The organism is Elusimicrobiota bacterium, from assembly GCA_041658405.1.
Lineage (GTDB): Bacteria > Elusimicrobiota > UBA5214 > JBBAAG01 > JBBAAG01 > JBBAAG01.
This window is the reverse complement of the sequence record JBBAAG010000098.1, coordinates 1-9,733: the sequence shown is the minus strand read 5'-3', so window position 1 is coordinate 9,733 and position 9,733 is coordinate 1. Positions and strand designations below refer to the sequence as shown.

At 39.6% G+C, this 9,733-nt stretch carries 10 protein-coding genes; 9 read left to right on the top strand and 1 reads right to left on the bottom strand.

Annotated features, from left to right (window positions below):
• Positions 1-942 (bottom strand): PDZ domain-containing protein (locus tag WC955_12095; GenBank protein MFA5859793.1); only part of this gene is annotated, 942 nt, incomplete at its 3' end.
• Between the two features lie 222 nt (positions 943-1,164).
• On the opposite strand from WC955_12095, the gene WC955_12090 reads away from it, so the two are divergent.
• From WC955_12090 to WC955_12050, 9 genes are all read left to right on the top strand, one after another.
• A complete protein-coding gene (locus tag WC955_12090; protein ID MFA5859792.1) occupies positions 1,165-1,992 on the top strand; it encodes a dihydroorotate dehydrogenase electron transfer subunit in 828 nt (275 codons plus the stop codon).
• A 5-nt stretch (positions 1,993-1,997) separates the two neighbouring features.
• Entirely contained in the window at positions 1,998-2,948 is a 951-nt protein-coding gene (locus tag WC955_12085; protein ID MFA5859791.1) for a dihydroorotate dehydrogenase, read from the top strand.
• A gap of 89 nt (positions 2,949-3,037) precedes the next feature.
• A complete protein-coding gene (locus WC955_12080; protein ID MFA5859790.1) occupies positions 3,038-4,204 on the top strand; it encodes an AAA family ATPase in 1,167 nt (388 codons plus the stop codon).
• Positions 4,201-5,637, top strand: a complete 1,437-nt coding sequence (locus WC955_12075) for a DUF3604 domain-containing protein (protein ID MFA5859789.1) — start codon at positions 4,201-4,203, stop codon at positions 5,635-5,637. Before WC955_12080 ends, WC955_12075 begins: the two co-directional genes overlap by 4 nt.
• Positions 5,638-5,880: 243 nt before the next feature.
• Positions 5,881-6,768: a hypothetical protein gene (locus WC955_12070; GenBank protein ID MFA5859788.1), complete on the top strand. Its 888-nt coding sequence runs from the start codon at positions 5,881-5,883 to the stop codon at positions 6,766-6,768.
• Positions 6,769-6,789: 21 nt separating this feature from the next.
• Positions 6,790-7,863, top strand: a complete 1,074-nt coding sequence (locus WC955_12065) for an LAGLIDADG family homing endonuclease (GenBank protein MFA5859787.1) — start codon at positions 6,790-6,792, stop codon at positions 7,861-7,863.
• A 116-nt stretch (positions 7,864-7,979) separates the two neighbouring features.
• A complete protein-coding gene (pyrF, locus tag WC955_12060) occupies positions 7,980-8,687 on the top strand; it encodes an orotidine-5'-phosphate decarboxylase (GenBank protein MFA5859786.1) in 708 nt (235 codons plus the stop codon).
• A gap of 49 nt (positions 8,688-8,736) precedes the next feature.
• A complete protein-coding gene (pyrE, locus tag WC955_12055; GenBank protein ID MFA5859785.1) occupies positions 8,737-9,324 on the top strand; it encodes an orotate phosphoribosyltransferase in 588 nt (195 codons plus the stop codon).
• A partial coding sequence (locus WC955_12050; GenBank protein ID MFA5859784.1) for a lactate racemase domain-containing protein occupies positions 9,321-9,733 on the top strand: 413 nt, incomplete at its 3' end. The genes pyrE and WC955_12050, both read left to right, overlap by 4 nt.

The following is a 9,733-nucleotide window of genomic DNA, read 5'->3' as shown; positions in this document are numbered from 1 at the left end:
AATTTCGGTCACTATGTCACCAGTAACTGCATCAAATACCCAAAATTTAAAATTAAGTCTATCAGTTATTTCTTCTTCAACAACATCTGCTTTAATGTTTGGTCTCGGAAATGATAATGCCTGGGATAATACAGAAACAATGTCGCTGTTTGAAGTTGCAATCCCTATAATAATCAATCCAGTAAAAATGGCTGCACCTAACATAATATAACCGATAGTAGCACCAATTTCATCATTAGAAGACCGTGAAACAGGTGCTTTATTCAACTGGGTGAGCAGAATTAAATTGCCAGGTTCATGAGTATAATCATATCTTTTACTAAGTACTGGAACTTTTGCACGTTGAATTACAAACTCTTGTACTTTATCATTACGTTCAATGCATATTTTTACTGATGACCCCCGGGGACCGCGTAATTTATCGTATAGTTGAAGTATATTCATGTTATCAATCGTTTGGCCATCAATCGATATTAATTCGTCTCCAGGTAGTATACCCGATTTGCTTGCGGGAGAAGCATCAATAACGTAAAATACTTTATATATATCGTTTGTCTTAACAAGAATAATACCAACGTCGCCTTTTGTATCTGTGACAGTTTTAACTAATTCTACTTCATCAAATAATCTGTTTGCTCGAAGTTCGTTAAATAATATTTTCCTAAATCCATATTGAATATCGTTTTGTGTAAATTTTACGGTATAGTTGTTATTAGTCAATTCATACACATCTGCATTACTAGTGATTATGGGGCCAATTTGAAGCTTAATAGGGAATAGAGTGTCTTTCGCTATTTGTTTAGAAGGGTAATATAATCTATCGATACTGTAGTAATAGCTAGTGGTACAACCATTAAAGAAAACAATTGCGATTATTAATGCAATTAATTTCTTTGTAGATTTGAAGCATTTGCTATGCAATATCATTGTTTTGTTGTTCATCGCCTTAAATTGCAATTAAGCTTATTATAAAGTATTTCTTCTTGAACAGATTATCAAGATTATTTAGTGTACTATTTTAACCTATTCCTACTGATAAGTCAAAGCGATACTTGATATAAAAGTTAATTGTTGTTATACTATTATTATAATTGTTTAGATTATACATTAACGACAAAAGAGGGAAAGATAAATCAAGGAGTTAGGTAAGACGAGTGATACACAATGCGTAAAAATAATAAGTGCGATAAAAAAAGTAACTTGAGCTATACAAAATATGTTGTTAAAACTAACCGAAAAATTAATGATTGCGATTATCTGATAACTCTAAAGCCAACTACAACGATACTCAACCCTTTACCGGGACAGTTCTTGATGATTGACTGCGGCGAAGAAACCTTTCTCCCGCGTCCCTACAGCGTGTACGGGATGTCCGGCAACGCAATAGTGTTATTGGTCAAGCCTGTCGGTACGGGCAGCGGGTTGTTGGTATGTAAACCCGCAGGAACAACAATAAAATTATTCGGTCCGTTAGGGAACGGGTACGATATTAACGCAGCAGCCGGGAAAACAGTTTTCCTTGTTTCTGGCGGGACGGGTACTGCATCAGTGAATTATTTAAACGAGTATTTGCAGAAACACGGAAGTGTTACAAAGATAAATTTTATCACCGGTGCGAGAAATAAGAGTCAACTTGTGCGTGTACAAAAAAGTAGCGGGAAGTGTAGTTTTAATTACTGCACAGACGATGGTAGTACAGGATTTCATGGGGTACCTACGATTGTATTATCATCCGCGCTTAAGAAAATAGTAAATCCTGCGGGTAACGCTGTGATTTACACCTGCGGGCCAAGTGTAATGATGAAAGCTGTGGCAAAGATAGCAAATAGGTACGGTATTAAGTGCTATGCGAGTTTGGAAGAACGTATGGCATGCGGCGTTGGCGCGTGCCGCGGGTGCGTAGTAAAAGTTGCGGGTGATAAAAACGTTGTCGTTAACAAAACAGTTTGCCATGACGGGCCGGTGTTCGATACACAAATATTGGGATGGTGAAATATATGAGTAAAAAAAACGTTTTGGAAACCACTATTGCCGGACTTAAGCTAAAATCCCCAGTGATGATAGCCAGCGGGATCGCGGGGTTCGGCGGGGAGTATAACACACTGCACACGTGGGATAAACTCGGTGCGTTTGTAACTAAAACCATTACTTACGAACCACGGTCGGGTAATCCCACACCGCGGGTATACGAAACACCGGCGGGCATGCTGAACTCTATCGGATTAGAAAACCCTGGAGTTGAATTGTTTGTTAAAGAATACATACCTGTCCTCAAAAAGTTGGGCACCAAAATTGTGGTGAGCATCGCGGGAACTTGCGCGGGGGATTATGTAAAAACTATCCGCCGGATAGATGATGGAGATACAAGCGAGATAGTGGCAGCATATGAACTAAACCTTTCCTGTCCAAACGTAGCGAAACGTACTGTCGGGAAAACCGCGAAGTCGCATTGTATTATCAGCCAGGATGAAAAACTTACCGCGTCGGTGATTGCTGCAGTGAAAAAAGTTACCTGCAAACCAATATTTGCGAAACTATCGCCTAACGTTACGGATATAAAACTTATCGCCAGTGCAGCGGAACGCGCTGGTGCGGATGCTGTGGTTGTGATCAACACATTACTCGGGATGGCGGTGGATATTCAGTCGCGGAAACCGAGGATTGCGAACGTGATGGCTGGCCTGTCCGGTGCGGCAGTATTCCCCATAGCGTTACGGTGCGTGTACGAGTGCGTGCAAACCGTGAAGATTCCGATCATCGGGGTGGGGGGAATAGCATCAGCAGAGGATGCGATCGCGATGCTGATCTCCGGAGCATCAGCAGTGCAGGTGGGCAGCGGGCTTTACAAAAACCCAAACCTGATCACCGAAGTCGTCGACGGTATCGAAAAGTATTTGAAGAAACAAAATGTCATACTTACAAACCTAATCAGCAGCTTGCGTGCCTGAATTCAGCGATCAAAAAATACTTCTTGACAAAAACCATAAAAACGATAATACTATTATTGGAATCACTAGTTCCATAAAAGAGGTGTAATATGGAAATACAAGTACCAAGAATACTGAAGCCGCGAACGGACAGTTATTTCCTGTTTGGCCCGCGGGGTACGGGTAAAACAACGTGGTTGAAACAGCAATACCCGGCTGCTTTATGGCTCGACTTGCTATCCCCCGACACTTTTCGTACATACAGCGCGTACCCGGAACGGTTGAAAGAACTGGTGTATGGCAACCCAAAGAACAAAGTGGTAGTAATCGACGAAATCCAAAAAGTTCCTGATCTCCTGAGCGTAGTGCATTTGTTGATAGAACAAAAACTTGGGGTACAGTTTGTACTTACGGGTTCCAGCGCGAGGAAACTTAAACGTACCGGCGTAGACTTGCTCGCAGGCCGGGCAGTGCGGCAAACCTTGCACCCGTTCATCGCTACAGAACTGGGCAATAAATACGATTTTGATAAAGCCTTACAACACGGATTGTTGCCGTTAGTATATTTCTCACAAACTCCTGACGATGTATTGAAAACATACATTGCATTGTACATACGTGAAGAAGTTCAGGCGGAGGGATTGGTACGCAACATCGGCAACTTCTCACGGTTTTTGGAAGCTATAAGTTTTTCGCATGGCGCGGTGTTGAATATCAGCAACGTTGCGCGTGAGTGCGAAGTCGAACGTAAAGTTGTGGAAGGATACATTTCTATACTCGAAGATTTACTGTTATCATACCGTTTACCAGTGTTCACTAAACGCGCACAGCGCGGTACTGTGTGCCACCCAAAATTTTATTTTTTCGATACCGGTGTGTACCGCGCGTTACGGCCCGCTGGCCCGCTTGATAACCCGGATGCAATAACCGGCACTGCGTTAGAAGGGTTGGTTGCACAGCACCTCTCAGCTTGGGCGGACTACAATAACAATGACACCCACCTGTATTTTTGGCGGACAAAAGATGGGGATGAAGTAGATTTTGTGGTTTACGGGAAATCAATGTTGTACGCGATAGAAGTTAAAAACACCGGCCGTGTGCGTAATGAAGATTTGAGCTCGTTAAAAATGTTTCTCCGTAATTATCCCGAGGCAACAGCGGTGTTCTTGTACCGGGGAAAAGAGAGATTGAAGGTAAACAACGTTTTATGTATCCCTCTGACTGATTTCCTGCAGTCATTAGTACCGGGAAAGATAGAAATTACGGGGATAAAATGAACCTAAAAAAATATCAGCTTTACTGGGGTGAATTGCATACACATACATATTGTGGTTCAAAATTTGGTACTTTAGAGGATGCAGTAGAAATTGCGAAAACGCAGTTAGACTTTTGGGCACCGGGTGAGCATAATAATCGTACTGATATACCGCATCCCGATTATAACTGGCCAGAAATTGTAAGGATAGCAAAACAATATAATCAACCGGGAAAGTTTATCGTGTTCCCCGGGTTTGAATACGCAGTAGCCGATGGCGATTATAACGCATATTTTTGTAATGACGAAGTACCCGAGTTCAGGCCAAAAAGTTTTGATGAATTATTTTCGTTTGTCCGTAAAAATAATGGGATTCTAATTCCTCATCATACAGGATATAAAGTTGGGTGCCGCGGGACTGATTGGAACAATTTTCAACCGGGCTTGATGCCAGTAGTAGAAATATTTTCTATGCACGGGTCATCGGAAAGCGAGGACGGGTATTTCCCGATGTCATTACCAAAGATGGGCCCGCGTGCAACTGCTGGTACTGCGCAAGCTGGGTTAATCCGGGGATTGAAGTTTGGATTCATCGCTTCTACCGACGGGCATTATGGATATCCTGGCAGTTATAAGATGGGCCTAACCGGCGTATATGCGGAAGGATTGTCACGGGAAAGTATATGGTTGGCAATATTGGCAAGACGGACTTTTGCAGTATCCGGTGATAGGATAAAAGTTAGGTTTGATATCAATAGCCATCTGATGGGTGAAGAAGTGGTTTATTCGGGGAAAGAACGTGTGATTAGTGCAGAAGTGGAAGCTTTAGATTCATTGGATAAAATAGAAATTATTAAAAATAACAAGATACTTTACCGTGCGAGTCCCATGGTAGGTTATCAACCTTCTCCGGGTAAAACAGGGAAATATAAGGTAAGGATAGAATGGGGTTGGGGTGGCGAACAGATAATTAAATGGGATGGGAAATTGGAAATAAAAGCCGGGGAGTTAATATCGTTCTCCCCGTGTTTCGGCCCGCCGGCACCGAATAAGGTTGTAAGTTTTAGTAATAACCATTGTTGTTGGTTGTCACATACACAGGGAAGTTCTGTTTATAACTGGAAGTTATGCCGGAATGGGAGGGAAGGAACTAATTCTATCGTGTTTGAGTTTGTAGGAGGTAATGATACTGTTTTTAATATTGAATTGAATAACCAAAAATTTCAATATTCTCTTGCGCAACTTAAAGAGGGGTCTCAGATAGGGCTTATGAAAGGTAGTTTTAACGAAAAAATTAAAATATATTCGCCAGTGCCAGAAAAGTTGTATTCAATCAAACTAAAAGTAATAGATAAGTTGGCGGAACAAGAAACGGACTTTTACTATCTACGTGTATTTCAAGCCAACGGCCAAATGGCGTGGAGTTCGCCAGTTTGGATTACAAAAAAGGTTTAACCGTTTTTTGCTGGAGTTAGATACTGTCAACAAAAGCAAAACAACCCGGCTGTTTTAGGGCGTACCCGAAAATAGTCGCCTTGCATGCCCACCAGTTATTTGATATTATCTTTGATTATGAACGGTTATTCTCACAATAAAATATTTCAATCGGTTTTCTTTTGTCTAGGACTAGTTGTATCAATCTTTGGGTTATCGGTATTACACGCTGACATGACGTTGACTGTTTAAAGTATTTAAAATATGAAAAAAACAAAAATATTTATTAGTTCTGGACAACAACCTGATGAAGAACCAATAGTGAAAAATATTGCAGAAATACTATCAGATCATTTTGAGGTATATATTGCGAAACATAATAGTACTTTATTGCCAATACCTTCAGAAATACTTAGTCAACTAGAATCATCTGAATATTTTCTATTTATAGACTTTAAAAGACGTTATGACTGTTATTGTAAATGCTCAATGTTCAGTCATCAAGAATTAGCAGTCGCTATGTATTTAGGAAAAGATGCTTTGTGTTTTCAAGAAAATGGTACAAAGAGAATTGGCCTTCAAGAATTTATTCAGTCTAATCCAATAAAATTCAATGACAGAAATAAATTATCTGAAATTGTGATAAAAAAAGTAAACGAAAACTGGAAATCTGGATGGAAGTATGAGTTGTCAATATTTCCAACTAAGGAACCGGAGAAACAATCTCAACTTGATCGTACAATTCGTCATTTTTGTCATTTAGATATAAAAAACCAACATAAAATGAAGTATGCTAGTGATTGTGTTGCATATTTAATGAGGGTAAATAATGATGATTATCGTTTCCCCTTGTCATGGGCTGGTTATCAAACCTTTACTCTTCCCATGATAATATTTCCAAATGAATCAAGGAAACTGGACATATTTAACTTTAGTAACAATTCTCCGTGGGAAATTGAATTTCTAAATAAAAATATTATTGATTCATCAATTCATTTACCCCAACCGATAAATTTGAAGGAAGAGAAAGAAGTAAAGCTTTCAATAAGAATAATATCATCAAATTTTCCTACTAAAGATGCCAACGTTAGTATTAAATATGACATAAATACTGACGGATTTCACCCAATAATAACGGTGTTGAATGATTAATAATATTAAAGATGACGTTAAATGGATTTAGAGATGAATGAAACACAAAAATGGTCTTTAAAACACACTTGTTGTAAAAAATGTGGAACTAATATTATAAAACATGTAGCTCGAGGATTATGCTTGAATTGCTATCAACAAGAAACAAATAAGAAAAATAGAGGTGATAGTACAATAGAATTAGTTTCGCAATCGTTAACTCATGAGTATTTGTGTTCAGAGTATATAAATAAACAGCGATCTTTGGGAGATATCGCAAAAGACTGTAATTGCTCAAGAGTCTATGTGTATAACAAAATGAAGGCATTAAATATACCCTTAAGAAATAAACAGAGAGCTAGAGAAATTGCCTTGGCAAAAAATAAGCTTGAATTTACTAGATTTGAAGAAAATGGTAGCACTAGAGTAATAAAACTTCAAAAAAACTTCTTTGACAAAAACTTTTTTAAGAATTGGTCAAATGAAATGGCGTATGTGTTAGGAGTAATATATACTGATGGAAATCTTGATCCTAGTAAGAAGTTAGATGCTTCTAGAAAAACGACTTTAAATACTCCAAGACTAACTATTGCTCAGAAAGAACCTGAGTTGCTATTGAAAGTATTAAAACTTATGAAATGCAATGCAAAACTATATCATCATGATATTAAATACTATAATAATAATATCTGTGGGGATATATACTATTTTCATGTTCACGGCGATGAGTTATATACTGACCTTCAAAAATATGGATTAACACACAACAAAAGTCTTACAATTGATTTTCCTCAAATTCCTGATGAATATCTCGGGCATTTTATTAGAGGTTGTTGGGATGGAGATGGTTCTGTTTATGTAGATTCTTCAGGGAGGATAGTTGCGAGTTATGTGTCAGGTTCAAAGATATTTGTCAACAAACTGGTCTTATCGTTACAAAAACTAGGTCTTCCTCTGAAAACTGTTTACGTACAAAAACAAAAAAATTATAGTTATCAGATAAAATATTGGGGAAACGAATGCTTGAAATTATATGATATATTTTATAACGGTGTTAATGAGGATATGTATTTAACTAGAAAGTATAAGGTTTTTAAAGACCACTTTAAAATATGACTAAAATCGTAAAATACTATTATTGGAATCAGTAATTCCCAAAATAGGATATAAATGGAATTAAAGATGCCAAAAGTAGATTCTTAATAACAGGAAAACGAGGATAAGGTGAAAAAATGAACAAGTACGACAGTAACAAAATAATATTGGCGTTAGACGTTCCCGCAGCTGATGCTGTGAAGATAATCGATAAAACGAAGGATGCGATTGCGGTTTACAAACTCGGCCATCCGTTGTTTACTGAAGCCGGCCCGCAAATCGTCGATCTTTTGCAGAAACACAGCAAAAAGTTTTTTCTTGATTTCAAGTACCACGATATTCCGAATACCGTAGCGTTGGCTATAACAGCAATTACTAAAAAGTATAAACCCGAGATGGTAACCTTGCACGCTTCCGGGGGGAAGAAGATGATGGCCGCTGCGGTTGACGCTGTGAACAAGTTCGACCCTTCTGACCGTCCCAAACTTTTGGGGGTAACTGTGTTGACCAGCATGTCACCGTCGGACTTCGCTGCTGTTGGGGTTACGAAAAGTGTGGGGCAGGCAGTGCATGACCTTGCGGTAAGCGCTGCGGACTGCGGACTTGCGGGTATTGTGTGTTCCGGTGAGGAAGTGAAATCTGTTCGCCAGTCAGTACCAAAAGAGTTTTTAATCGTTGTTCCCGGGGTGAGGTTGGATACTAACAAAAAGACCGATGACCAAAGCCGGGTGGTAACCCCGTGGTCCGCGTGGGATGATGGTGCGGACTATGTTGTTATCGGGAGGCCGATATACGAGGCAGCGGATCCCGAAAAAGTGATTCAGTCAATGACTTTTGTAGTATAAATGTGTATAATACATTTATATTAGAAAGGGTTGTGGTTGTTGGATATTTATGGATACTAAAGCAATAGTGCTGAAGTATTTTAAGAAATATAGTGCGTTGTTGGAAGGGCATTTCCTGTTATCCTCCGGACGGCATAGCGATAGGTACCTCCAATGCGCGTTGATTCTGCAATACCCAAAGGTCGCAGCTAAGCTCGCAAAAATGTTAACCCAAACCATTCCGGATGAAATAAAACAAGCTGCAACTGTAATCGTTTCCCCGGCATTAGGCGGGGTTATCTGGGGTCAGGAAGTGGGCCGTGTGATGAATAAACGCGCAATTTTTGCTGAACGGCAAGACAATATCATGACCTTACGCCGCGGGTTCAAACTCGCACCAGAAGATAATGTCATTGTTGCAGAGGACGTGGTTACCACCGGGAAATCTACCCGCGAAGTTATAGAGGTTGTTACCGTCGCAGGTGCAAAAGTCATTGCTGCAGTATCTTTAGTTGACCGCAGCGGCGGGAAAACAGGCCTCGGGGTACCGTTTTTTACGTTGTTGAGTTTAGAAGTACAAAACTGGTTACCGGAAGAGTGTATGCTATGCAAGAACAATATACCCGTTATTAAACCCGGGAGTAGAAAGATTGTATGAACGCAAAATCAATTAATCCAATTATATCCGTTAAACTGCCTTATGGCAAATCGTTTATCGAGTTAACACTTCCAAAAAATAACTTGCTGGAAGTAGCGACGATTAAACCGGTACGTAAAGTGTTCAACCTGCGCAGGGCGGTTGCTAATGCGTTGACTAAGCCGATAGGGTTAGCTGATAAAAACAATTTCCGTGATTTTTTGCGTGAACGCCGCCCAAAACGTATTGCTGTGATTGTGGAAGACGCTACACGGCCTAATCACAAGGATTATCAGGATATCCTTGAAGAATTACTTGGTGCGTTGGAGCAGGGTGGATATTTTAATGACCGTGTATTTCTGGTGATCGCCTATGGAACGCATAAAAAACATAAACTTACTGAAAGCCAGGCGATATTCGGTAAAAAACT